The following is a 23078-nucleotide window of genomic DNA, read 5'->3' as shown; positions in this document are numbered from 1 at the left end:
GTTAACCCAGCTCGAAGCTGGTCACGCCGAAGACGCGGTCGAGCCGCAGCGGCGGGATCGGCCCGGTGTACATCCGCGCCGTCTCGAACACCGGCTTCAGGCCGAGCTCCTCGGCGAGCGCGATTGCGGCGGGATTGACGGCGGGGACGTCGAGGAAGACCTCGCCGGCGCCCGCGCTTCCGAGCAGGGCCTGCACGACTTGATCCGCGGCTGTGCGGTCGTCGGCGACGAGCGGGCCGATCTTGTAGCCCGTCCGGCAGGGGCGGATCACGCCCCATGCGGTGAGCCTGCCGTCGCGCAGCAACGCGCGGCCGACGTGACCTCGTGTGTTGATCCAGGCGCGCAGGAAGGCGCTGCGCCTGGCGGGGAATACGGTGGCGTCATCGGCTTCCACGAGTGCAAACGGGACCTTGTCGAGCGCAACGACATCGGCCGGCGGCTTCGCGGATCCTGCAACAGTGCCGCCATAGCGGATGTTGGCGTAAGCGAGCTGGAATCCCGACTTCTTGTAATTCTCCTGCTGCGCCACCACGCCGTCGAGACCAATCACGCGCGCGCCCGCATGCGCGATCGCTGCATTCCAGATGCGCAGGCCATGGCCGGCGCCGCGAAAGCGCTCGCGCACGATATAGAAGCCCAGGAAGGCGAAGCGGTCGTCGTAATTGACGCAGGAGACGGTCGCGACCGGCTCACCGTCGATCTCGCCGACGAAGAAGCCTTGGCGATCGGGGATCGCAAAGCAGGCGGCATCCGCCAGCCCCGGATTCCAGCCCTCCGCCGCGGCCCAGTCGATTGCGAGGGCGATTTCGTCGGGCCGCAAATTGCGGATCTGCAGATCACTCATTTCAAGCCGCTCGTGATGGATGCCTTGGGCCATGGACCTGCCGACAGGTCTGGCTGTAGAAGGCCTCATGATAGGACGAGCCTGCGGCTCGCCTCAACTGAAGGGATCATCGGTCATGGCAGCGGAGAAGGTTGCGCTCGTTACCGCCGGCGGCAGCGGCATGGGGGCGGGGGCTGCGCGGCGGCTGGCGGCGGACGGGTTTCGCGTTGCGATCCTGTCGTCCTCGGGCAAGGGCGAGGCGCTGGCGGCCGAGCTCGGCGGGATCGGCGTCACCGGCTCGAATCAGTCGAACGACGACCTGATGCGCCTCGTCGAGGCCGCGATGGCGAAGTGGGGGCGGATCGACGTGCTCGTCAACAGCGCCGGGCATGGGCCGCGTGCCCCCATCACCGAGATCACCGACGAGCAGTGGCACACCGGCCTCGACACTTATCTCCTGAACGTGATCCGTCCGACCCGGCTGGTCACGCCGCTGATGCAGGCGCAGAAGGGCGGCGCCATCATCAACATCTCGACCGCCTGGGCGTTCGAGCCCAGCGCGATGTTCCCGACCTCGGCGGTGTTCCGCGCAGGGCTCGCCGCCTTCACCAAGATCTTCACCGACACTTACGCGGCCGACAATGTCCGCATGAACAACGTGCTGCCGGGCTGGATCGACAGCCTGCCGCAGCAGGACGCGCGACGCGACAGCGTGCCGATGAAGCGCTACGGCAAGGTCGAGGAGATCGCGGCGACGATCTCGTTCCTGGCCTCCGACGGCGCCGCCTACATCACCGGCCAGAACATCCGCGTCGATGGCGGGCTGATGCGCTCGGTCTGAGGCGGCCGTCTCAATGTGAGGCTATCAGCCGCGCCAGTTCCGGCAGGATCTTGTAGCGGGCGATCTCGTGCGGATATTCGCCGCGATTGGCCAGCAGAACGATGCCGATCCGCCGCGCCGGCACCAGGCCGATATAGCCGGAGGCGTTGTTGAGCCCGCCGGGCTTGTCGACGATGGTGACACCTGGGAGGCGCACGGTCTCCCAGGCCATGCCTTGGCCGAATTTTTCATCGACATGGAAGGCCTCGCGCTGCGTCAGCCGCAGGGCTTCGCGCAAATGCGGATCGATCGCGGGGCCGTCGACGCAGGCGGCGACGAACGTCGCGAGGTCGCGCGCCGAGGAGAACATCTGCCCGGTGCCGGGAAAGTCGAAATAGCTCTGCTGGTTGCCGATCGGGCCGATTGCCGTGCCCTGGTCGGAATAGCCCTGGACCACGCGCTGTATCGCCGCCCCGTCCAAGATGGCGCGATTGTCCGGGCCGCGCTCGGGGACGAAAGTTGAGTGCATGACGAGGGGGCGGAGAATGCGGTGCTCGATCAGCGCTTGGATAGGCATGCCGTAGCGGCGCTCCAGCACGAGCTGAAGCAGCACGTAGCCGGCATGGGTGTAGACGCGTTGCCGGCCGGGTGCGACGCCGGGCGCCGGCTCGAAGGCGTTCAGCATCGCGATGAACTGCTCGCGCGTAAACTCTTCGTTTGGCCAGGGCGGATGATCGGTCGGGAGCAGCAGCCCCGACGTGTGCGCCGCCAACTCGCCAACAGTGACGTTGCGGATATAGCTGCCGGTCAGCTCGGGCAGATATTTCGGCAGATGATCGTCGAGCCGCAGCTCGCCGCGCAGCATGCCGAGCGCCACGAGCGTGGCCTCGAACGGCTTTCGCAAGGAGGCGAGGTTGAACAGCGTGTCGGGCGTCACCGGCCGCCTGGCGGCATCGTCGGCGAACCCGTAGCTGAAGAACTCGACATGGCGGCCGGCATAGAGCGCGGCGGCGAGGCCGCCCGCATGGTCCGGCATCGCAGTCGGCGCCAGCGCGCCGGCGACGATGTCGCGTATCTGCGCGATCATGTCGGAATCCGCGGAGGCGCGGCGCGGGCAAAGCGCCATTGCAACCGGAATGAATGCGGCGCGGGCGAAGCTTCGCCGGGTGATCGGGGATGAGATGACAACAGGCGGCACGTGCTCTGATCGATCATGCTGATGCGCCCCCGGATATGGTTTAGCGAGGAGGGGGCGAGGTCCCAATTCACAATTGCGCGTTGTGGGTTCCCATCGATCGACGAAACTGAGCCATCAGGCTAACAATTGTTGACGTCCGCGATCCCGGGTGTATAGTTAGCTTCATGGCTAACCAATCGCCCCATCTCGACCAGATCTTCGCAGCGCTCGCCGACCCGACGCGGCGGGCCATCGTGATGCGGCTGTGCGCGGGCGAGGCGTCGGTCGGCGAGCTCGCCGGTCCCTTCGACATGGCGCTGCCGAGCTTCATGAAGCACATCCATGTGCTGGAAACGAGCGGGCTCGTTCAGTCCGAGAAATCGGGGCGCGTGCGCACCTGCCGTCTCAGCGCGGACGCGCTTGTCGGCGCCGAGGATTGGTTCCAGCAGCAGCGCGCGGTCTGGGAGGCGCGGCTCGACCGCTTCGAGGCCTATGTGATGAAGCTCAAGAAAGAGAAAGAAAGGGCGGGCGCCAAGCGGCCGTCCAAGACAACCAAACGGAAAGGTTCCTAATCATGACGAGTTCTGCCAACCCCGCTCTGTCGCAATGGTCGCTCGACCGCGAGATCGTGATGTCGCGCGTGATCGACGCGCCGCGCGATCTGGTGTTCGAGGCATGGTCCGACCCGAAACATCTGCCGCAATGGTTCGGCCCGAAGGGATTCAAGGTCGAGACCTTCGAGATCGATGTGCGTGTCGGCGGCGTCTGGCGCTTCAACATGATCGGGCCCGACGGCACGGTCTATCCGAACCGGATGCGCTTCCGCCGCATCGAGCGGCCGTCGCTGATGGAGATGGATCATGGCCTCGACCAGGACGACGATCCCGGCATGTTCCGTTTCACCGTCACCTTTGCCGAGCAGAGCAACGGCAAGACCGTGCTGATGATGCGGCAACTGGCCTCGAGCGCAGAGCAGCGCGACGGCATGATCGGCTTCGGCGCCGTCGAATACGGCTACCAGACGCTCGACAAGCTGGCGGCTTATGTGGCGGGAATGAAGCGGTGATACGAGGTGATTGTTCGGGCATCGATGTATCGCATCATCCCGAACGACGGATGACCAGTTGAACGCGCTCTGGATTCAGCCTTCAGCGGCTTGCACATGCGATCCGGCTCCGGCGGCAATTCGCCGGGGCCGCATTCACGCGCGGCGCTGCCGGTTCCCTCGCATGCGCGAGCCATAGGAACGATCGCTGCCATCAGGGTTTGGCAGTGATGACGCACATCATCTTCAGCGACTATCGCAATCCCGCGGCGGAGCAGGCCTACGAGATCGCCTGGGACTTTCTGGTGCGGACGGGCGCCATTCGCGACGAATTCGAGGCCTGCGTGTTCCTGGCGCAGCGTATCACCGTGATGGTCGAGAAGGGACACACGAATCGAATCCGCATGGCCAACCGCGCGATCTCCGAATACCAGCGCCACGCCGAGGAACGCGACGGTCTCATCCGCGGCGGTGGCCGTTACGCCGAAGGGCGCTAGGCGCCGGCCAAACGGGCTCTCGCCACCTCAGTCCAGTGCGAGAAGCAGCGCCAGCTCCTACTCGCCCTTGAGACCGGCCTCGCGGATCAATCTGGCCCACTTCTGCGTCTCGGCGTCGATGAACTGGCCGAACTCGGCCGCGGTGCCGGCACGCACCTCGAGGCCCTGGGCCGTCAGCTTGTCCTTGATCGCAGGCTCGGCGAGCGCGCGCAGAACCTCGGCCTGGAGCTTGTCGACGACGGCGCGCGGCGTCGTGGACGGCACCATGAAGCCGTACCAGCCGGCGGCGACGACGTTGGGAAAGCCCTGCTCGCGCAGCGTCGGCGCCCGCGGGTAGAGCGCGCTGCGCTCGGCCGAAGCGACGCCGAGAACGGTGAACTTGCCGCTCTGGATGTAGGGCAGGGCGGTCGGCAGCGCGGTCAGCGTGGCATCGACGCGTCCGGCGAGCAGCTCGGTGTAGGAGGCGGCATCGCCGCGGAACGGGATGTTGAGACCCTTGACGCCGGCATCGCGAAACAGGAGCTCTCCGGCAAGATGCGGCTGCGAGCCGGCGCCGGGAGAGGCGAAGGTCAGTCCGTCCGGCTTCGACTTGCCGTAGGCGATCAAGTCGGGAAGCGTCTTGAACGGCGCATCGGCACTGATGATGAGGAACAGCGGTGCGATCACGGCCATCGCGATCGGCTGCAGATCCCCGCGCTCATAGGTCAGCTTGCCGAATAGCGCCTCGGCGGTGGCGTAGGGCGCCGCGACGTAGAGGATCGTATAGCCGTCGCCAGGCGCATGGGCGACCATGTCGTTGGCGATGCGTGTGCCGGCGCCGGGCTTGTTCTCGACGATGAATTGCTGGCGCAGACTGCGGCTGAACTCCTCGGCCAGCAAGCGCAGCGAGATGTCGTTGGAGCCGCCGGGACCGTAAGGCGAGATCAGCCGCACCATCCGCGACGGCCAGACGTCCTCAGCGTAGGCGGAAAATGACGAGGCCGAGACGCCGACGGCGACGGCGCCCAGCAGTGCTCGGCGTGTGATGGTCATGATGGCCTCCCGGAGATGGGGCGCCAGCTCTTTTGTTCATGTCCTGGCGCTCTTCTTGTTTTGCTTGCGCGTCTCGGCCGTGGGCATCGCCGCTCCGACCACGGCCCGGACGCTGTCGGCGAGCGCCGCGATGCGCGGACCGATTTCGCCCTCGAGCTGCCCGGGCTGGAGCCGGAAGGCAGGGATGCCGCAATTGATCGAGAACGACTGCTTCGATTCGCTTACATGAAACAGCGGCGCGGCGACGGCGTGGATCGAGGCCATGTACTCGCCCCAGCAGGTGCAGAAGCCGCGGCTTTTGCATTGCGCGATCCCGGCGCGGTATTTGTCGCGGACGGCCGACCACAGGCCGGCATCTTCGGCCGCGAGATTCCGTTCCAGCCGGTCTGCATCGGCCGGCGGCAGGGCCGCCGCCGCAGCGCGGCCCATGGCGGTCATCACGACGGGAATGGGCATGCCGATATCGGGCACGTGCGGGCCGACATCCCCGGAGCGCGCGGTCTCGACATAGATCATCGAGGTCGCATCGAGCAGGCCGATGGAGACCGTGCCGCGGACGCTGTGGGCCAGCTCCTGCATCATCGGCCGCGCCAGTTGGCGGAATTGCATCCCGGCGAGCAGAGGATGCGCCATGCGCAGCGCCCGTGCACCGACGCGGTACTTCGACCGCTCGGCGTCGTAGCGGAGATAGCCAAGCTGGGCCAGCGTATGGGTCAGCCTCGCCACGGTCGGGCGCGGGATGCCCGTCAGCGTCGACAGCTCCATGTTGCCCAACAGCGTGCTCCCGGCCTTGAACGCCTCGAGCACGACCAGCCCTTTGGCCAGCGTGGTGGCGAAAGCGGCGTCGTCGGCGCTCTCCGCCAGCACGGCTGCGGCGGAGGAGAGCGGATGCTGCGGTTTGGAGGAGCCGGTCGGAGCCATCCCCGGAATATCAGACGGACAGATTTCGAATGTCCAATAAATTCGCTATCTGCGGCGGAATTGTCCGATATGTGGACGCTCCCTGTCCGCCTGTTTTCCGGTTGCGGGCACCGCTGGAACGACAGGGCACACACAGATTTTTGTCGTGGTTGCATGCCGTTCTGTGACAGGATTATTACGACGACATGTCAGATCGATAAATTTTGCGGAGCGGTTCATGTTGCAGTGGCAGGCGCGGTCAAATCCCCTCGCGTGGTGGTGGGGATCCCTCACGCTTGTGAGCAGTGCCAACATCCTCGTCTGGTTCATGCTGTACCGTGAGTTCTACCCGACGGTCGCAGGCAGCATCAGTGGCGGCTCGGATATCGGGCTGATGTTCCTGCTGTGCGCCGGCTATGTGTTCGGCTGCGCGTTCCGTTCGGTGCTGCCGCGCGCCGACGTGCAGCGCATCTGCCTGTTCGACACCTGGCTCTCCAGCGTCTTCGTCGGACGTTCGGTTGCGACCGTGGCCGAGGTCTGCTTCGCCGCGCAATGGGCGATCATCCTGCATCAGCTGGGCACCATGACCGGCGCCGAGACGGCGGTGAACATCGCGTGGGTGATTGTCCCGGTGATCATCATCGCCGAGTGCTTCTCCTGGTACGCGGTGGTCACCACCAATTATCTCTACAACGCGATCGAGAATTCGCTGTGGGCGGTGACCTTCTTCCTCGCCGGCATCGCGCTGTGCCGCCTGATGCCGGAATTCCACGGCGTGGTGCGCTGGGCGTTGATCGCGGGCATCGTCGGCATCGCCTGCTTCCTCGCCTTCCTCGTCACCGTCGACGTGCCGATGTATCTCAGCCGCTGGCGGGCAGGGCACGCCGAGGGCGGCAGGTTCTTGGGCCTGCTCGAAGGTCTGCACGACGTTGCGACGCGCTGGGTGGTGACCCACGACATCGCGCATTGGAAGGGCGAGCTGACCTGGATGTTCCTGTATTTCAGCGCGGCGGTGTGGTCGAGCCTCGCGCTCTGCGCGCTCTACGCGATGGAAGGCTATCTGGCGCGCTATCTCGCCTGACGGTCAAAGTCTTGTTTGAGGCGTTTTCCAAGCGCCTTACTTGCCGACCAGGCTGCATTTGCTGCGATCGAGCGGGCGGAAGGCCTGGTCGGGCGGGATCGTCGCGACCAGCTTGACGAAGTCCCACGGGCCTTTGGATTCCTCCGGAGTCTTGACCTGCACCAGATAGAGATCGTGCACCATGCGTTGGTCCTCGCGGATGCGGCCGTTGGTGGTGTAGGCGTCCGACACCGGCGTCGCCTTCATTTTGGCCATCACGACGGCGCCCTCGTCGGAATCGGTGTCCTTCACGGCTTGCAGATAGTGGCGCACGGCGGAATAGACGCCGGCCTGGATCTGCGAGGGCATCGCCTTGCGGCGAGCATGGAACGTATCGGAGAATTTCCGGGCTGCCGGCGAGACATCCTCGAAGAAAGAGGTGACGATGAGATCACCGCGCGTCGCTTTGAGCCCAACCGCTTCGATGTCGACGTTCTGGAACGACATCGGCACGATCTTCATGCCCTGGCTGGCGAGCCCGAACTCCTCGGCCTGCTTGATCGCGGTCGCGTTGTCGCCGGCAACGTTGATGGCCAGGATCCTGGCGCCTGACGACTGCGCCTGAAGCAGGAATGAGCTGTAATCGGGCGTGCCGAGCTGCGCCTTGACGCTGCCGGCGACCTTGCCGCCGAGTGCGGCGATGCGCTCGCGCGCGGTCACCTCGATCGAATGACCGAAGGCGTAGTCGCCGGTGATGAAGAACCAGGGCTCCTTGCTGGTCTGCATGATGCCGGAGACCACGGCGGTCGCGGTGGAATAGGCGTCCTGGGTCCATTGCACGCTGGTTGGGGCGCATGCGTCATCGGTCAGCTGGTTCGCGCCGGCGCCGGAGATGAGGAATATCTTGCCGTTGCCGCGCACCAGCTCCTGCACCGCCAGCGCCGCGCCGGAGCTACCGCCATCGGCGATCGCCTGGACCCCGTCGCTGAACCATTTTCGCGCCAGCGACGCGGCGAGATCCGGCTTGTTCTGGTGATCGGCCTGTAGGATCTCGATCGGCTTGCCGTTGATCTTGCCGCCGAACTCCTCGGCGGCCATCCGCGCCGCTTCGACCGAGCCCGGACCCATGGCGGTCGCGAACACGCCGTTCATGTCGGTGAGGACGCCGATGCGGATGGCGTCGCCCTTGATCTCGGCCCGCGCGGCGGAGCCCGCGAGCGCAAGTGTGATCAGGAGCGTGGCGGCGGAGCTGGTGCGGGTCGTGCCCATGGCGTTCCTCAAGTTTATCGTTGATGGATTGGTCTTGGCGGTCAGGCCGGTTCGGCGATCACCGTGTTGCGCAAGGTGCCGATGCCGGAGATCTCGACCTCGACGGTGTCGCCGGGCCGCATCCACAGCGGCGGCGTGCGCTTGGCGCCGACACCGCCCGGCGTGCCCGTGACAATGACGTCGCCGGGCACGAGCGGGCAGATGGTGGAGATGTAGGCGATCAGCTCGGGGATGGCGGTGATCAGGAGATCCGTCGTGGTGTTCTGCACGACGTTGCCGTTCAGCCTTGTCTGCAAGGTGAGCTTTGACGGATCCGGAATCTCGTCCGTCGTCACCAGCCACGGACCGAAACTGCCGCTTTCGGCAAAGGTCTTGCCGGCGAGAAATTGGCTGGTGTGGCGCTGCCAGTCGCGGATGCTGCCTTCGTTGTAGCAGGAATAGCCGGCGACGTAGTCGAGCGCGCGGCCAGGCGGGATGTGACGGCCCGCCTTGCCGATGACGAGCGCGAGCTCGCCTTCATAGTCGAAGTCGTCGCTCACCCCTGGTTTCACGATGGGCTGGAGATGGCCAACGTGGCTGCAGGCGAAGCGCGCAAACAGCGCCGGCCTTTCGGTGACGGTGCGGCCGGTCTCGGCCACGTGATCGCGATAATTGAGGCCGACGCAGATGATCTTGCCGGGATCGGGGATCACGGGCGCGAAGCTGACCTTGTCGAGCGAATGATCGGGGGCCGCGGAGGCGGCCAGTCTTGCCGCCTCGCCGAGGCGACCGGCTTCGAGCAGCTGCCGCAGCGTGGTGCAGCCCGCCATCCGCGCGCCGAGATCGACGACACCACTATCCTTGACGGCACCGAAGGAGGGGCGTCCGTCCACGATGAATGAGAGCAGCTTCATGAAATGTCCTTGAGAGGTTCGGTCAGGCCGCGGACGGCGCTTGGGCTGAAGGAATTTGGGTTGGAGGCGCGATGGCGGCGATGAGGCGGTCGAGCTCGGCCTCGTTGCAGGCGGTGCCGCGGATGTACCGGTCGGGACGAACCAGTGCGGCGATGATGCCGTGCTGGCGCAGCCAGTCTCGGACACCTTCGGCCTCGTCGCCGGCGAGGATCTCGATCCCGGTCTGCGACAGCGCGAGGCGCGATGGCAGTGCGGCCGCCGTCTCGATGAGCAGCACAAGATGATAGCCGGTCCGGTCGTCGCTGCGGCGTCCGTCGCTCAGCATGAATTGGGGTGCGAGATGTCCGGCGAGCGGCAGGTCGCCGAACCCTAGTCCGGGGCCGAGCAGGGGCTTCTTCACTTCCAGCTTGACCGGCGCGTTCTCGCGCGCCTCGCCGGCGGCAAGGCCGGCCTCGATCGCCTTGGTGTTGATGACACCGCCGAGGCGAATGGCGAGCTCGATGAACTCGCGCACATGCGGCAGGCGTTCGCTCTGATAGGTGTCGAGCAGATCGGGTGCGGCGCCGTCGCGGATCACGCTCGCCAGCTTCCAGGCGAGGTTCGCGGCATCACGAATGCCGGCGCACATGCCCTGACCGAGAAAGGGCGGGGTCTGGTGCGCGGAATCGCCCGCGAGCAGCAATCGCCCGTTGCGCCATTGCTGCGCGATGACGGAATGAAAAGTGTAGACCGAAGCGCGCTCGATCTCGGCATCGTCGGGCGTGATCCAGCGCGACAGCAGCTCCCAGACCTTCGCCGGTTGCGTGACGTCCTGCGAGTCTTCGTCCGGGAGAACCGTGATCTCCCAGCGCCGCCGCGTGCCGGTGCCGCGCACGTAAGTTGCGGGCCGCCTGGGATCGCAATGCTGGAGGCTGTAGTCGCCGAGATCGTCGCGCGCGCGGTTGAGCAGAACGTCGATCACCAGCCAGCGCTCGTGGAAGCCGAGGTCGTCCATTCCCGAGCCGATGAAGCGGCGCACCAGGGAGCGGGCGCCGTCGCAGCCGATCACGTAGCCGGCACGGACCTCGCTGAGCCTTCCGTTGGAGAGGTCTTCGTAGCGGACGCGCACGCCGTGCTCGTCCTGATCGAGCGCGAACACATCGCAGCGGCTCTGCAAGGTGACGTGTGGCCAGCGGGCCAGGCCGCCGATCAACACGTCCTCCAGATCCGGCTGGTGGAAGCGGTAGCTGAGATGTCAGCCCATCGGCGTCAACGTCTGCGGACGGGACCAATCCAGCAGCATGCGGCCGGCGGCATCGAGAAAGAGCATGCCAGGACTGAGAATGACATGCGGCAGGATCGCGTCGGCAAGAGCGATGGTCTGGAACACGCGCATGCATTCATCGTCGAAATGCACGGCTCGCGGCAAATGATAGGTCCGCGCTTCGCGCTCCAGCACCAGCGTCCGCACGCCGCACAGGCCGAGCAGGTTGGCGAGCGTGGCACCCACCGGCCCGCGGCCGACGATCACGACGTCAAACTCTTTTGGGGTGGATTTATCTTGCATGGGGTATCTTTTCCCCAGGCAAGGCCGGCCCTTCAACGCCGGCGTGCCAAGTGTCCGCCCAGCGGACGGTCTCTAACCCGCGACAGGAATGGCCGACGCCGTGTCCAGCAGCTGGCTTGCGAACTGCGCCACCGCTTCGTCGATCCCCAGCGCCGAGCGGATCCATATGATCGAGATGCAGCCGAATACGGCGCCGTCCCGCACGATGGCAACGGCAATCGATGCCGTCTTGGGATTGTATTCGCCCTCGCTTCGGATGGCGTAACCTCGCGCGGCGGTCTCGGCGATCATGCGGTCGAGCCGACCCGGGTCGAGGAAGGGGCGGTCGTCGGCCTCGTCGATGCGGCGAAGATGATTGATGATGAGATCGCGTTCGCGCGCAGGACAGGCGGCGAGATAGGCGCCGCCTGCGGACGTGCGCAGCATCGGCAGGCGCTTGCCGATCATGCCGCGGTCGATCGAGAGCGGGCTGCGCGAATGCGTGGTCTCCTGCACCACCATCGCCGCGTTCTCGTAAGTCGAGAGATCGACCGGCCAGACCAGTCTCTTGCTGAGGTCGGCGAGATAAGGCGCCGCTGCCTGGCAGATCACCACGCCGGGATCATAGCCGTCGCCGAGGCTCAGGGCGCGCCGGGTGACCCGAAACCGGTCGTCGCTGGCGCTGCGGGCGATATAGCCGAGCTCCTCCAGGGTTTCGAGCAGGCGGTAGACGGTGGGCCTGGGCAGGTCGAGCGCGCGGGCGACATCGCCGGCGCGAATGCCGCCGGAGCGGTTGACCTCGTGCAGCACGTCGAGCCCGCGCTTGAAGGCGCGGACGCCCTCGGACTGCCGCGGCTGGCCGTTCCGCGTCCGCTCCTTGGACACTCCGTATTTCCTCCCTTGTGGCACGTCGCCGCGCGCGTATTGTCGTTGCGAACGCGAGGCGATTGCGGAACGCCACCGTAGGATCGCGCGCGGCCGGTATCAAGCTCGCCGCAATACGGCGATCGCGATGCCTTCGGGAGGAATTCGATGGAAATCGCAGCGCTCGGCTATATCGGAATCAGCTCGTCCCAGCTCGACCAGTGGAGCCGGATGGCGACCGGACTGCTCGGCATGCAGCAGGTCGATCGCGGCGGCAAGATGCGGGCCTTCCGCATGGACGACCGCAAGCAGCGGCTGATCGTGGACGGGGGCAGCGATGCCGGCCTTGCGGTGATGGGATGGGAAGTTGCTTCGACCACTGAGCTGGACAAGTTGGCAGGACGGCTGGAAAGCCATGGCATCAAGGTGGTGCGAGGCTCGCGCGCGCTCGCTGACGAGCGGCATGTCGGCGAGCTGATCGCGTTCGCCGATCCCGCCGGCAACCGGCTGGAGGCCTTTTGCAAGCCGGAGCTTGCGAGCGAGCCGTTCAGGCCGGGCCGCCCGATCTCGGGCTTCCGCACCGGGGCGCTCGGCATGGGGCATGTCGTGCTCAATGTGGAGGATGTCGAGCCGCTGTTGCCGTTCTATCGCGACGTGCTCGGCTTTCACGTCTCCGATTTCGGGCTGAAGCCTTACGGGCTCTATTTCTTCCACGTCAACGGCCGCCACCACTCCTTTGCGATGGTCGGCTCAGGGCGAAAGGCGATGCATCACTTCATGGTCGAGCTCGGCTGCCTCGACGATGTCGGGCAGGGCTACGACCTCGCGCAAATGGACGAGGGACGCATCGCCTACACGATGGGCCGGCACACCAATGACCACATGACCTCGTTCTATGTGAATACGCCGTCCGGCTTCTTCATCGAGTACGGCTGGGGCGGACGCGTCATCGATCCCGAGACCTGGCAGCCGCACGAGACCTTTGATGGGCCATCGCTCTGGGGGCACGAGCGGCTGAATATGCCGGAAGAGCAGCGCAAGCGCCTGCGCGATATGCGGATGGATGCGGCTGCGCGCGGCGTGCGCGTCGCCGATCCGCGCGTGCCGCCGCTCAACTGCGCGTGGCTGGACTCGGTGGTCGCGCGGGAATGATCTACGGGCGCGCCGCGATCAAGCTTCGCCGAGATCGACCTCGGTCAAAATGCCCTGGCGCAGCGCCAGCCGGACCAGCTCGATGTCGGAGCCGACGCCGAGCTTGTCCTTGATCAGCGAATGCAGGTTCGCCACCGTCTTCGGGCTGACGTGGAGCGTCTCGGCGATCTCCTCCGTCGTGTTCTCGGCGAGCAGCAGCCGCAGCACCTCGAACTCGCGCGGCGTCAGCACGTCAGCGGCCAAGGTCTCGCCGCTGATCCGGCTGAGCGCAAGTTCGTGGTCGATGTCGGGGCTGATGGCGATCTTGCCGGCGAGCACGTCCTTGACCGCGCGCACCAAGGTCTCGGGCGGACTGGTCTTGGTGACGTAACCCCGTGCACCGGCGCGGATCGCCTGCACGGCAAAGCCGGCATTCTCGTGCATGGTGAAAACGAGAATCCGCGCAGTCTTGTCCCACTGCCTGATCCGCCTGACCGCCTCGATGCCGCCGATGCCGGGCATGCTGAGGTCCATGATGACGAGGTCGGGCGTCTCGGATTTGTACAGGCGATAGGCTTCCGCACCGTCGGCCGCCTCGGCGACGACGCGCAAGCCCGGCTGTTTCTGGAGCACCGAGCGATAGCCCTCGCGGACGACGGAATGGTCGTCGACCAGCAGGATCGTCGCTTCAACTGCGCTCATGCCGCATGCTCCAGGGCCCCAGACGCGGCAGCCGCGAGCGGAATGATTACGCGCAGCGCCGAGCCGTGAGGGCCGGTCTCAAAGCTGAGCCGGCCGCGAAGTGCAGCGACGCGCTCGCGCATGCCGAGCAGGCCCATACCGGACTTGGCGGCAGCTTCGTTCGGCCGGCCATCGTCCTCGATCGCGAGTGCGATCTCGCTGTCGGCCATGGTCAGATGCAGGCTGACCTTCGTTGCGCCGGCGTGCTTGGCGGCGTTGGTGAGCGCCTCCTGCACGATGCGATACAGGTTGGCACTGACGGCGGCGGGCACGCTGTCGAAATCGCCATCGAACCGGATCTCGAAGCGGGGCTGGCCGCGGCTGCGGCCGTTCCATCCCGAGACCAGGCCTTCGAGGCTGGCGACCAGGCCAAGCTCGTCGACATCGGGCGGCCGCAGCCGGAACAGCGCGCCGCGCAGCGTCTCCATCATGCCGGTCGCGGTGCGGGCAATGCTGTCGCATTCGCCGAGCAAGCCGGGACAGTCCTGCGCCGCAGTCTGGCGGGCGGATGCGGCCAGGGCGCGAATCGCGGCGAGCGACTGGCCGAATTCGTCATGCAGCTCGCGGGCGAGATGGCGGCGCTCCTCGTCCTGGAGCGCGATCAGCTTCCGCGTCAGTTCGCTCCGCTCGGCGAGCGCGGTGTCGAGGCTTTCGGCGAGATGGTTGAAGACGTCGCGGATGGCGGAGAGCTCGGCGAGGTCGAATGGCGGCAGCCGGGCGGTGAGGTCGCCGGCGGCGATGCGTTCGAGGCCGCTGCCGATCATGCGGGTGGGGCGCAGCGCGCGGGCCAGTGCGGCATAGACCAGCGCGCACAGCAGCGGCAGCGCGATCGCAAGCGCGATCATCAGGCGGCCGGCCTCGTGCCAGGCGTCCGCCGTCTGCACCGCCGGGTCGAGCGAGACCACGGTCTCGCCGAGCTTGGTTCCGCGCACGATCACGGGCCGCGCCGCCTCGCGGCCGGGGTCGAACACGCCGCGATAGAAGGCGGCGAAGGCTTGCGGCGGCGGGCTGGCCGGGGCAGGCGCGCCGCTACAGAAACGCTGCAGCATCTCGCCGCTCGGCCCACGGAATCCAAGACACAGGCCGGGCGTCATGACATGGGCCGACACCGGGTCGAGGTTCGGAAAGTCCGAGCGAGGGCTTGCCGCCCACTGCACCTTGCCTTGCTGCAGCTCCAGCGTCTTCGCCACGATGGCGGCGATACCGTCGATGCGCGCATGCGCGGCGCGGTCAGCCGTGACAAGGAAATAGGTGGAGATCGCGGCGAAGCAGGCGGCCGATATCGCGGCCACGCGCAGCGTCAGACGGACCTTGAGATCGAACCTCGGGCGATTCCACATCGGCTTGCACCTGGTGCGAACGGGCTTGTCGCGCGCTCATTTAAAAGCAGAACGCCAGCGGCGGGAAGCGTTCCCGACTTGCCGCAGTGCAACGTCGTGAAATTTTCCCGGCGTTGGTCGGGACGGCGACGGCTGCGGGGCGTGAGGTGGCCCGCGCAGATTTGCGTTCCATCCACGAGGTCCGTTCATGCACCGCTCCCGGCCGGTTCTCTCTGCCTGTCTCCTCTTCCTCCTCTCCTGCTCGCCCGTCGCTGCGCAGTCCGCCATCGGGGTTGCCATGGACGATTTCAGCTACACCGACACCTCGGCCGAGCCGACCAACCAGACCGCCGCCCACGAGCGGCGGCTGGCGGCGTTCATGGCCGCACTCAGACGAGACATCGGCGAGGGTGGGCGCTATCGGCTGGTGCCCTCGGCCCAGGACGGCGCGGTGTTCAAGGTAGTCGGCGGCATTCAGAAGACGAGCACGCTGGTGCAATGGGCCAAGGTTGCCGTGATCAACGTCGGCGCCAAGACGCTCGTGCTGGACAAGCTCTACAGCTTCCGCGGCGACAATGATGAAGCATGGGAGCGCGCCGAGATCTTTGTGTCTCGCGAGGTCATGGCTGCGCTCGGCACGCCTGCGCCGGTCGAGCTTGCCGTGTTCGATTTCGAGCTCGAGGACATGACGGCCGCTTCAGCGGGCGCGTCCGCTGCGTCAGATGCGTCATATCTCGCGGAGGTCACTGGCGGTGTGCGCGAGGCGCTCGGGCATTCCGGCCGTTACCGGATCGTCGACGTTAGCGGAGAGGCGGAGAAAACCGGCGCTTTGCGGGATTGCGGCGGCTGCGAGGCTTCCATTGCACGCAAGCTCGGTGCGGACCAATCGCTGATCGGCGTGGTGCGCCGCGTCAGCCGCACCGAATACACGCTCGGCTTCCAGGTTCGCGATGCCAGGACCGGCGCGGTGCTGGCGCGGGGCGACAGCGGCCTGCGCATGGGCGCCGACTATTCCTGGAAACGCGGTGCGGTGCGGCTGATCAGCGACCGGCTGATCGACAGCCAGCAGGCCACCGACGCACCTAGAAGGTAAGCTGCACCTTCATCGACTGCGAGCGGTCGCTGGCGAGCTCGAAGGCGGCGACGGCATTCTCGAACGGCATGGTGGCCGTGATCAGCGGCTTGACGTCGATCAGGCCCTCGCCCATCAGGCGTACCGCGAGCTCGAACTCGGGATCGAAACGGAAGGTGCCGCGGAGCTGCAATTCCTTGGCGACGATCGAATTGATCGGCAGCGTCATCTCGCCGCCGAGGCCGAGCTGCACCAGCGTCGCACCGGGCCTGAGCACGTCGAGCGCGGTGCGGAGCGCGGCCTGGTTGCCGGAGGCCTCGAACAGCGTGTCGAACACGCCCTTGTTGGCGCGCCAGGGATCGAGCGCGGCGGCATTGGTCGCGACGTTGATGGCATGCGTGGCGCCGAGCTTTTTCGCGACCGCGAGCGGCGCGTCGGCGACATCGGTCACCACGATCTCGGCGGCGCCGCCGAAACGCGAGACCAGGATCATCAGTGCGCCGATCGGGCCGCAGCCGGTGATCAGCACGCGCTTGCCGAGGAGGGGACCGGCCTGCTTGCCGGCATGAAGGCATACCGCGAGCGGTTCGGCGACCGCGGCCTCGGCCAGCGACAGCTTGTCCGCGATCGGCACGGCCTGCGTCGCATCGACCGTGAGGAACTCACGGAAGCCGCCCTGCACGTGGGGAAAGCGCATCGCGCTGCCGAGGAAGCGCATGTCGAGGCACTGGTTGCGCATGCCTTCCTGGCAATGCAGGCACTGGCCGCACGGCTTGCTCGGATTGACGGCGACGCGCGTGCCTGATTTCACGCTGGTGACGCCGTCACCGACCGCCGCGATCACGCCGGCGATCTCATGGCCCAGCGCCATCGGCTGCTGGATGCGCACGACGCCGAAGCCGCCGTGATGATAGTAATGCAGGTCCGAGCCGCAGATGCCGCCATTGGCGATCTTGACGCGGACCTCGCCCGGGCCGGGTGCCGGATCGGGGTAGCTGTCGATCCGCAGGTCTTTCGGGGCGTGAATGACGACGGCGCGCATGGGCTCGCTCCTCAATATTCTTCGCGGATCACATCGCGGCGATCATGCCGCCATCGACATAGATGATCTGGCCGTTGACGTAAGTGGAGGCGTCCGACGCCAGGAAGATCGCCGCGCCCACCAGCTCGTCCGGCCGGCCCCAGCGCTTCGAGGGAATGCGGCCCATCAGCCAGTTGTTGAAGTCGGCGTTGTTGACCAGGGCCTCGTTCATGTCGGTGAGCATGTAGCCGGGGCCGATCGCGTTGGCCTGGATGCCGTGCTGGGCCCATTCCACCGCCATCGAGCGGGTCAGGTTCTTGATGCCGCCCTTGGCGGCGGTGTAGGGCGCGATGGTGGGACGCGCGAGCTCGCTGCCGAGCGAGCCGATATTGATGATCTTGCCGTGCTTGCGCGGGATCATGCGCTTGGCGGCCTCGCGGCCGATCACGAAGGCGCTGGTCAGGTTGGTCTCGATCACCTTGCGCCATTCGTCGGTGGTGAACTCGACCAGCGGCTTGCGATGCTGGATGCCGGCATTGTTGACGACGATATCGACGGCGATCCCCTTCTTGTCGAAGTCGTTGAACGCCGCCACGATTGCGGCCTCATCGGTGACGTTGAAGGCGGCGCCTTCGGCCTGATGGCCGGCGGCGCGAAACTCGGCGACGGCCTGCTCGACACGCTCGGGATCGACGCCGTTGATGATCAGCTTGGCGCCGGCCTTGGCCATGCCCTCGGCAATGGCGCGGCCGAGGCCGCGGGAGGAGCCGGTCACGAGCGCGGTGCGGCCGGAAAGGTCGAAAAGGGCGGTGCTCATCTCAATAGATCCTCAAGCGTTGGAGCGGCGCACGATGAGATCGGTGCGCGCGAAGACGGCTGGCAGAAGGTCGACGCCCAGGCCGGGACCTTCCATCGGGAAGACATAGCCGTCCTTGATGGTGGGCATCGTGGTGACGAGCTCATTGTACCAGCCCTTGTAGAAGGCACGCACGGATTCCTGGATCAGGGTGTTGGGCTGGCTGAAGGACATGTGGATGGCGGCGATGAAGCCGATCGGGCCGATGCAATCATGCGGTGCGAAGGGCCGGTGATAGGTCTCGGCCATCGCCGCGATCTTGCGGCCTTCGGTGAGACCGCCGGTCCAGCACAGATCGGCCATCACCACATGCATGGCGTCGCGGTCGAGCATGTCCTTGTAGGGGAAGCGCGAACCCAGCGTCTCGCTGGCGCAGACCCAGACGTCGGTCGAGCGGGCATATTCGGCCAGCGCCTGCGGCGAGTTCATCCGGATCGGGTCTTCGTACCAGGTCGGCTTGTACGGCTCGAGCGCACGGGCGATCTGCTTGGCAGTCGGCAAATTCCACAGCGAGTGCAGCTCGACCATGATCTCCATCCTGTCGCCGACCGCTTTGCGGATCTTCTCGAACGGCTCGATCGCCTGCTTCATCTGCGATGCGGTGATGTAGAGGCCCTTGTTCTCCTGCGCCGCCGGATCGAACGGCCAGATCTTCATCGCCGAGATGCCGCTTTCGAGCAGGCTTTCGGCCAGCGCATCGGCATGGTTCATGAAGCCGTCGAGATCTTCATAGGGCCCCTTGGAGGCGCCGAGATTCCAATTGGCCACCGGGCTGATATTGGTCGAGCGCACATATTGGGTGCCGGCGCAGGTGTTGTAGATGCGCTGCTTGTCGCGGCAGAGGCCGCCGAGCATCTGGTGCACCGGCTGGCCGCAGACCTTGCCGAACAGATCCCATAGCGCGATGTCGATCGCGGAGGCCGCGCGGTATTCGACGCCGGTGGAGGACTGCGCCATCGGCAGGTTCAGCATGTCGCGATGGATCGCTTCGATGTGCAGTGGATTGCGGCCGAGCAGGCGGCCGGCAAAGGTGTCGTGGATCTGCGCTTCGACGGCGCCGGCGCCGTAGAAGGTTTCGCCGAGACCGATCAGACCGGTGTCGGTGTGAACGCGGACCCAGATGACGTTGGAAAATTCCTCGGTGCGCAGTGTCTCGATCGACGTGATCTTCACGGCAACTATCCTCCCCTCGAAAGGCGCTTCGCACCCGACGTCTCATTTTGCGCTGCAACATGTTGCAGGCCGTGCCGACGTCTTACGCCTACTTGTAATATATCACAACATGTTTTAAGGGTGCCACAAACAGAGCGCCATCCTGCAACGAGAGCGCGGGCTGACGGGAGGACGACATGGCACGGCGCAAGCGCGCGCTCGAAGTGGTGAAAGACGAGGATGACGGCGGAGGCCGGCGCTCCCGCAGCAATCGTCTCAACTTTTTCGAGTTGGCCTATCAAAGGATCGAAGAGCTCCTGGTTCATTGCGAGCTCAAGCCCGGCCAGTTCATGACCATGCTGGAATTGCAGCAAATCACCGGTTTTGGCCGCACGCCGGTGCATCACGCCGTCAATCGTCTCTCCGCCGACACCCTCATCATCATCCGGCCCCGTCATGGCCTCAACATCGCGCCGATCGATCTGGCGCGCGAACGCATGCTGCTCGGCCTGCGACGCGACATGGAGCGTTTTGTCATTCGCCTCGCGGCGGATCGCGCCAGTCTTTCCCACCGCAATCAGGCCTTGCACATCGAGCGTTTGCTGCGCGAACGTCGCGCCACTTTGACACTCGACGAGTTCAACAGCCTCGACCGCCGCATCGACGCGCTGGTGCTGGAGGCCGCTGGCGAGCCGTTCCTGGTGCACACGCTGCGGCCGCTGCACACGCTGTATCGCCGCATCGGCTACATCCACCACCGCTTCATGCCGGGGCAGGCGGACCTGTCAGGCACGATCGATCACCATCTCGCCATTCTTGCAGCCGTCGCCAACCGCCGCGTCGAGGACGCGGTGAAGGCGAGCGATGCATTGATCGACTACATGGGCGAGATGTTCTCAGGGATGGAGGCCGGGATCGATCCGCGCCTGCTCGATTGCAGCATCGAGCCGCTGCTCGGTGCGTAGAGCATGGTCCGGACCCGAAGGGCCGCGCTCGCGCAAAGTGTGCAGCGGTTTTCCGAAGCGATCATGCACAACACAGCAAGCTAAAGCGCGATGAGATCCTGATCTCATCGCGCTTTAGAGAGTTCTGAAGAAAGGAAGAAGAATGTCAACGATGGCGATGCCACAAGCGACCGCGAGCGAAGCCGCGGTCCGCTACCTCATCACGAACTACAGTCCCAAGGGCAACAAGGTCGGCTGGCTGATGATGGCCTCCATCCTGGTCGAGGCCTGGGACCTCTATTCGATCGCCTTCGTGCTGATCTTCATCAAGGAGCAGTACAATCCCGATCCGCTGATGCTCGGCCTTGCCGCCGCGGGCACGCAAGGTGGGGCGCTGATCGGTGCGCTGCTCGGCGGCTGGCTGTCGGACAAGATCGGCCGCCGCGTGATGTTCCTGGTCACGATGGTGCTGTTCATCGTGCTGGCACTGGCGCAGGCCTTCGTGCCCAGCGTCGGCTGGCTCGTCGTGATCCGCTTCCTGCTCGGCATTCCGCTCGGCTCGGACATCTCGACCGGCTACACCTACATCATGGAATCCATGGCCAAGGGCGAGCGCGAGGTCATGGGCAACCGCTGGCAGTTCATGTTTGCCGTCGGTGAGGTCCTCACCATCGGCGTCATTGTGATCTTCCTTCTGGTCGACATGAACCACGAGATGCTGTGGCGCGTGACGCTCGGCCTCGGCGCGGTGCCGGCGCTGATCATCCTCATCATGCGTCACGACGTGCCGGAGACGGCGGTGTGGCTGGTGCAGAAGGGCCGCTATCGGGAAGCCAAGCAGGTCGCGCGCGAGATGTTCAACGACAATCTCGACATGCTGCCGGATCGGGACGTCGTGGTTCCCAAAACCAGCACCCGCGCGTTCCTCGCCGACCTCAAGAAAGATCCGATTCGCTGGCGCGCCACGTTGTATGGCTGGATCGCCTGCTTCGCGCAGGCCAGCGAGTTCTCGACCTTCGCGTTCTACCTGCCGGTGCTGTTCGTGATGGTCGGCGTGTCGAGCGTGCTCGGCATCAACCTGGTGACAATGGCGCTGTTTTCCTTCGCAGCGCTGTCGGGATGGGTCGGGCCGCTGCTGACGCCGAAAATCGGCCATCGCGGCATCTCCATCGCGGGCTTCTCCATCGTGCTGGTATCGCTGCTGGTCGCCGCGTTCGCGCTCTACACCGACAACAAGATGCTGCTGCCGTTCGCCGCGGCCGGCATGCTGTGGGGCCACTATTGGGACGCCTCGAACTGCATGACCATCCCGACCATGGTCGCCCGTCCGCAATATCGCGGCACCGCCAGCGGCTTCGCCTACATGTTCGTGAAGCTGCCGTCGTTCCTGGCGATCTTCCTGTTCCCGACGGTGTTTGCCGCGATCGGGCAGGCGAATGCCACGCTGATGGTCGCGATCTTCCCGCTGATCGGATTGCTCGCGGCAATCTTCATCCTGCCGGAAGTCTATGGCTACGAGAACGACTGAAGATGAGTGCTATCTGATCGCGGCGGCTAACGCCGCGATCAGGGCCGGCGGCGTCACCAAGAGGCCGAGCTTGAGGAATGGCCAGGCGCCGACCTCGATCTTCTCGCGCCGGAGCGCGACCAGCCAGAGGATCGTGGCGAGCGAGCCGGTGATCGACAGATTGGGGCCGAGATCGACGCCGATCAGAATGGCGCTGACCACCGGCGCGGGCAGATGATCGCCGGCGGCGACCGAGCCGGCGACGAGGCCGACCGGGAGGTTGTTGGCGATGTTGTCGGCGAGCGCGGTGGCAATACCGACACTCCAGGCGGCCTTCGTCACGGACTGCGCAACCGCCTGATGCAGCAGCGCGCTGAGCTGCGCGATCACGCCGGTCTTCACCAGCGCTTCGACCATGACAAAGAGCCCGCCGACCAGCGGCAGCACGCTCCAGGACACGCCGCGCAGCACGGGCAAGGGCGATTGCCGGTTGATCAGCAGCACGATGGCGGCCGTCGCCACGCCGCAGACGAAGGTCGGCAGACCCAGTTGCCTGTCCAGCGCCGACGCAGTGACCAGCACGATGCCGATCGCGACGATGCCTATTGCGGTGAGCTTGCCGCCGCGTCCGAGCTTGGGATGCGGTACGCTGCGCGCGATCGTCTCTTCCTTCAGCGCGCGGTGCTGGGTCAGGCGCAACACGATGTAGGTCAGCAGGATCGACGCCGCCGAGGGCAGGGCGAACAGGCGCAGCCATTCCGTAAGGTGCGGCATGTGCGCGCCGAACACGACGAGGTTGGCGGGGTTGGAGATCGGCAGCACGAAACTCGCGGCATTGGCAATGAAGGCGCAGACGAACAGATAGGGCAGCGGCTTCGCGCCGGCCGCGCGCGTCGCGGCATAGACGGCCGGCGTCAGCACGATCGCGGTGGCATCGTTGGAGAGCAGCACCGTCACCAGCGTGCCGACGAGGTAGATCAGCAGGAACAACCGCTGCGGCGAGCCACGTGCATATTCCACCGCAAGCGCGGCGAGATAATCGAACAGGCCTTCGAGCCGCGCCAGTTCGGCGATCAGCATCATGCCGATCAGGAAGAGATAGACGTCGACACCTTTCTCGATGCCGACAAGGGCGTCCTGCCACGGCAGCAAGCCGAGCAGCACCAGCGCGCTCGCGCCGATCACGGCCCAGAGCGCCTCGGGCAGGGATAGGGGCCGGATGATGACGCCTGCGGTCGCGACGGCGGTGATGCTCCAGGCCCAGATGGCGTTAGACGGCACGGTCAGTCCTTGAGGTTCGGTCAGTCATTCGGCATCGATAACCGATGTCGGAACGGCTGTCTTCCCCCAGAGTCTTGCCGCAGGAACAGTCTGGATTGCTTCGCTGCGCTCGCAATGCCGGAATTTGTGGCTGCTTCTAGCGAATGTCA

General features: G+C 65.7%; 22 protein-coding genes and 1 pseudogene. 9 read left to right on the top strand and 14 right to left on the bottom strand.

Going from position 1 to position 23078, the window contains the following annotated elements; genetic code table 11:
* Position 1: 1 nt before the first annotated feature.
* A complete protein-coding gene (locus AB7M16_RS04930) occupies positions 2–844 on the bottom strand; it encodes a GNAT family N-acetyltransferase (protein ID WP_453943294.1) in 843 nt (280 codons plus the stop codon).
* A 115-nt stretch (positions 845–959) separates the two neighbouring features.
* Here AB7M16_RS04930 and AB7M16_RS04925 point away from each other — a divergent pair, with 115 nt between their 5' ends.
* The gene (locus tag AB7M16_RS04925; protein WP_453943293.1) at positions 960–1664 is read left to right on the top strand and encodes an SDR family oxidoreductase; all 705 of its coding nucleotides are present in this window, start codon (positions 960–962) and stop codon (positions 1662–1664) included.
* Positions 1665–1674: 10 nt separating this feature from the next.
* Here AB7M16_RS04925 and AB7M16_RS04920 read toward each other — a convergent pair whose 3' ends face one another.
* Positions 1675–2730 carry a serine hydrolase gene (locus AB7M16_RS04920; protein ID WP_453943292.1) on the bottom strand — a complete coding sequence of 352 codons (1056 nt, stop codon included), beginning with the start codon at positions 2728–2730 and terminating at the stop codon, positions 1675–1677.
* A gap of 275 nt (positions 2731–3005) precedes the next feature.
* Here AB7M16_RS04920 and AB7M16_RS04915 point away from each other — a divergent pair, with 275 nt between their 5' ends.
* From AB7M16_RS04915 to AB7M16_RS04905, 3 genes are all read left to right on the top strand, one after another.
* Positions 3006–3392 carry an ArsR/SmtB family transcription factor gene (locus AB7M16_RS04915; protein ID WP_212254994.1) on the top strand — a complete coding sequence of 129 codons (387 nt, stop codon included), beginning with the start codon at positions 3006–3008 and terminating at the stop codon, positions 3390–3392.
* 2 nt (positions 3393–3394) lie between these two features.
* On the top strand, positions 3395–3886 hold the full coding sequence (locus AB7M16_RS04910) for an SRPBCC family protein (RefSeq protein ID WP_172783272.1): 492 nt from the start codon (positions 3395–3397) through the stop codon (positions 3884–3886).
* 209 nt (positions 3887–4095) lie between these two features.
* Positions 4096–4362 carry a hypothetical protein gene (locus tag AB7M16_RS04905; protein WP_212254995.1) on the top strand — a complete coding sequence of 89 codons (267 nt, stop codon included), beginning with the start codon at positions 4096–4098 and terminating at the stop codon, positions 4360–4362.
* A gap of 57 nt (positions 4363–4419) precedes the next feature.
* On the opposite strand, the gene AB7M16_RS04900 is transcribed toward AB7M16_RS04905, so the two are convergent.
* Positions 4420–5394, bottom strand: coding sequence for a Bug family tripartite tricarboxylate transporter substrate binding protein (locus tag AB7M16_RS04900; protein WP_453943291.1), 975 nt, complete (start codon positions 5392–5394; stop codon positions 4420–4422).
* 36 nt (positions 5395–5430) lie between these two features.
* Positions 5431–6315, bottom strand: a complete 885-nt coding sequence (locus AB7M16_RS04895) for an IclR family transcriptional regulator (protein WP_172783275.1) — start codon at positions 6313–6315, stop codon at positions 5431–5433.
* 217 nt (positions 6316–6532) lie between these two features.
* Here AB7M16_RS04895 and AB7M16_RS04890 point away from each other — a divergent pair, with 217 nt between their 5' ends.
* A complete protein-coding gene (locus tag AB7M16_RS04890; RefSeq protein WP_453943290.1) occupies positions 6533–7375 on the top strand; it encodes a hypothetical protein in 843 nt (280 codons plus the stop codon).
* 36 nt (positions 7376–7411) lie between these two features.
* On the opposite strand, the gene AB7M16_RS04885 is transcribed toward AB7M16_RS04890, so the two are convergent.
* The 4 genes and pseudogenes from AB7M16_RS04885 to AB7M16_RS04870 all read right to left on the bottom strand — a co-directional run bounded on the left by AB7M16_RS04885 (position 7412) and on the right by AB7M16_RS04870 (position 11926).
* Entirely contained in the window at positions 7412–8623 is a 1212-nt protein-coding gene (locus tag AB7M16_RS04885) for an ABC transporter substrate-binding protein (protein ID WP_453943289.1), read from the bottom strand.
* Positions 8624–8664: 41 nt separating this feature from the next.
* A complete protein-coding gene (locus AB7M16_RS04880) occupies positions 8665–9516 on the bottom strand; it encodes a fumarylacetoacetate hydrolase family protein (RefSeq protein ID WP_453943288.1) in 852 nt (283 codons plus the stop codon).
* Positions 9517–9538: 22 nt separating this feature from the next.
* Positions 9539–11062: pseudogene (gene mhpA, locus AB7M16_RS04875) on the bottom strand (bifunctional 3-(3-hydroxy-phenyl)propionate/3-hydroxycinnamic acid hydroxylase MhpA).
* A gap of 72 nt (positions 11063–11134) precedes the next feature.
* The gene (locus AB7M16_RS04870; protein ID WP_453943287.1) at positions 11135–11926 is read right to left on the bottom strand and encodes a DNA-binding transcriptional regulator; all 792 of its coding nucleotides are present in this window, start codon (positions 11924–11926) and stop codon (positions 11135–11137) included.
* 147 nt (positions 11927–12073) lie between these two features.
* On the opposite strand from AB7M16_RS04870, the gene AB7M16_RS04865 reads away from it, so the two are divergent.
* On the top strand, positions 12074–13057 hold the full coding sequence (locus AB7M16_RS04865; protein ID WP_453943286.1) for a VOC family protein: 984 nt from the start codon (positions 12074–12076) through the stop codon (positions 13055–13057).
* A gap of 18 nt (positions 13058–13075) precedes the next feature.
* On the opposite strand, the gene AB7M16_RS04860 is transcribed toward AB7M16_RS04865, so the two are convergent.
* Together AB7M16_RS04860 and AB7M16_RS04855 are read right to left on the bottom strand one after the other, a co-directional pair.
* A complete protein-coding gene (locus tag AB7M16_RS04860) occupies positions 13076–13738 on the bottom strand; it encodes a response regulator (protein ID WP_172783282.1) in 663 nt (220 codons plus the stop codon).
* Positions 13735–15117 carry a histidine kinase gene (locus AB7M16_RS04855; protein WP_453943285.1) on the bottom strand — a complete coding sequence of 461 codons (1383 nt, stop codon included), beginning with the start codon at positions 15115–15117 and terminating at the stop codon, positions 13735–13737. Before AB7M16_RS04855 ends, AB7M16_RS04860 begins: the two co-directional genes overlap by 4 nt.
* Positions 15118–15304: 187 nt before the next feature.
* Between AB7M16_RS04855 and AB7M16_RS04850 the strand changes: the two genes are divergently transcribed.
* A complete protein-coding gene (locus AB7M16_RS04850) occupies positions 15305–16189 on the top strand; it encodes a DUF2380 domain-containing protein (protein ID WP_453943284.1) in 885 nt (294 codons plus the stop codon).
* Here the strand turns inward: AB7M16_RS04850 and AB7M16_RS04845 are convergent.
* The 3 genes from AB7M16_RS04845 to AB7M16_RS04835 are packed head-to-tail and all read right to left on the bottom strand — an operon-like array spanning position 16179 to position 19218.
* Positions 16179–17210, bottom strand: coding sequence for an L-idonate 5-dehydrogenase (locus tag AB7M16_RS04845; RefSeq protein ID WP_453943283.1), 1032 nt, complete (start codon positions 17208–17210; stop codon positions 16179–16181). The genes AB7M16_RS04850 and AB7M16_RS04845 overlap by 11 nt on opposite strands.
* A gap of 28 nt (positions 17211–17238) precedes the next feature.
* Complete coding sequence (locus AB7M16_RS04840) at positions 17239–18006, bottom strand: SDR family oxidoreductase (protein WP_453943282.1); 768 nt, start codon at positions 18004–18006, stop codon at positions 17239–17241.
* A 12-nt stretch (positions 18007–18018) separates the two neighbouring features.
* Positions 18019–19218, bottom strand: coding sequence for a mandelate racemase/muconate lactonizing enzyme family protein (locus AB7M16_RS04835; RefSeq protein ID WP_212255007.1), 1200 nt, complete (start codon positions 19216–19218; stop codon positions 18019–18021).
* A gap of 176 nt (positions 19219–19394) precedes the next feature.
* Between AB7M16_RS04835 and AB7M16_RS04830 the strand changes: the two genes are divergently transcribed.
* Both AB7M16_RS04830 and AB7M16_RS04825 read left to right on the top strand, forming a co-directional pair.
* Positions 19395–20162, top strand: a complete 768-nt coding sequence (locus tag AB7M16_RS04830; RefSeq protein ID WP_172783288.1) for a GntR family transcriptional regulator — start codon at positions 19395–19397, stop codon at positions 20160–20162.
* A 142-nt stretch (positions 20163–20304) separates the two neighbouring features.
* Positions 20305–21669 carry an MFS transporter gene (locus tag AB7M16_RS04825; RefSeq protein ID WP_172783289.1) on the top strand — a complete coding sequence of 455 codons (1365 nt, stop codon included), beginning with the start codon at positions 20305–20307 and terminating at the stop codon, positions 21667–21669.
* A gap of 9 nt (positions 21670–21678) precedes the next feature.
* Here AB7M16_RS04825 and AB7M16_RS04820 read toward each other — a convergent pair whose 3' ends face one another.
* Positions 21679–22929: an arsenic transporter gene (locus AB7M16_RS04820; RefSeq protein ID WP_453943281.1), complete on the bottom strand. Its 1251-nt coding sequence runs from the start codon at positions 22927–22929 to the stop codon at positions 21679–21681.
* Positions 22930–23078: the final 149 nt, after the last annotated feature.

The sequence above is a fragment of the Bradyrhizobium sp. USDA 372 genome, assembly GCF_053629095.1.
This window is presented reverse-complemented; position numbering and strand designations above follow the sequence as displayed.

What these genes read in the sequence shown, in the direction of transcription:
- AB7M16_RS04825 (WP_172783289.1), top strand. Translation starts at nt 20,305, where the DNA reads ATGTCAACGATGGCGATGCCACAAGCGACCGCGAGCGAAGCCGCGGTC.
- AB7M16_RS04845 (WP_453943283.1), bottom strand. Translation starts at nt 17,210, where the DNA reads ATGCGCGCCGTCGTCATTCACGCCCCGAAAGACCTGCGGATCGACAGC.
- AB7M16_RS04850 (WP_453943284.1), top strand. Translation starts at nt 15,305, where the DNA reads ATGCACCGCTCCCGGCCGGTTCTCTCTGCCTGTCTCCTCTTCCTCCTC.
- AB7M16_RS04895 (WP_172783275.1), bottom strand. Translation starts at nt 6,315, where the DNA reads ATGGCTCCGACCGGCTCCTCCAAACCGCAGCATCCGCTCTCCTCCGCC.
- AB7M16_RS04860 (WP_172783282.1), bottom strand. Translation starts at nt 13,738, where the DNA reads ATGAGCGCAGTTGAAGCGACGATCCTGCTGGTCGACGACCATTCCGTC.
- AB7M16_RS04905 (WP_212254995.1), top strand. Translation starts at nt 4,096, where the DNA reads ATGACGCACATCATCTTCAGCGACTATCGCAATCCCGCGGCGGAGCAG.
- AB7M16_RS04880 (WP_453943288.1), bottom strand. Translation starts at nt 9,516, where the DNA reads ATGAAGCTGCTCTCATTCATCGTGGACGGACGCCCCTCCTTCGGTGCC.
- AB7M16_RS04920 (WP_453943292.1), bottom strand. Translation starts at nt 2,730, where the DNA reads ATGATCGCGCAGATACGCGACATCGTCGCCGGCGCGCTGGCGCCGACT.
- AB7M16_RS04830 (WP_172783288.1), top strand. Translation starts at nt 19,395, where the DNA reads ATGGCACGGCGCAAGCGCGCGCTCGAAGTGGTGAAAGACGAGGATGAC.
- AB7M16_RS04855 (WP_453943285.1), bottom strand. Translation starts at nt 15,117, where the DNA reads ATGTGGAATCGCCCGAGGTTCGATCTCAAGGTCCGTCTGACGCTGCGC.
- AB7M16_RS04925 (WP_453943293.1), top strand. Translation starts at nt 960, where the DNA reads ATGGCAGCGGAGAAGGTTGCGCTCGTTACCGCCGGCGGCAGCGGCATG.
- AB7M16_RS04915 (WP_212254994.1), top strand. Translation starts at nt 3,006, where the DNA reads ATGGCTAACCAATCGCCCCATCTCGACCAGATCTTCGCAGCGCTCGCC.
- AB7M16_RS04840 (WP_453943282.1), bottom strand. Translation starts at nt 18,006, where the DNA reads ATGAGCACCGCCCTTTTCGACCTTTCCGGCCGCACCGCGCTCGTGACC.
- AB7M16_RS04865 (WP_453943286.1), top strand. Translation starts at nt 12,074, where the DNA reads ATGGAAATCGCAGCGCTCGGCTATATCGGAATCAGCTCGTCCCAGCTC.
- AB7M16_RS04910 (WP_172783272.1), top strand. Translation starts at nt 3,395, where the DNA reads ATGACGAGTTCTGCCAACCCCGCTCTGTCGCAATGGTCGCTCGACCGC.
- AB7M16_RS04900 (WP_453943291.1), bottom strand. Translation starts at nt 5,394, where the DNA reads ATGACCATCACACGCCGAGCACTGCTGGGCGCCGTCGCCGTCGGCGTC.
- AB7M16_RS04885 (WP_453943289.1), bottom strand. Translation starts at nt 8,623, where the DNA reads ATGGGCACGACCCGCACCAGCTCCGCCGCCACGCTCCTGATCACACTT.
- AB7M16_RS04890 (WP_453943290.1), top strand. Translation starts at nt 6,533, where the DNA reads ATGTTGCAGTGGCAGGCGCGGTCAAATCCCCTCGCGTGGTGGTGGGGA.
- AB7M16_RS04930 (WP_453943294.1), bottom strand. Translation starts at nt 844, where the DNA reads ATGAGTGATCTGCAGATCCGCAATTTGCGGCCCGACGAAATCGCCCTC.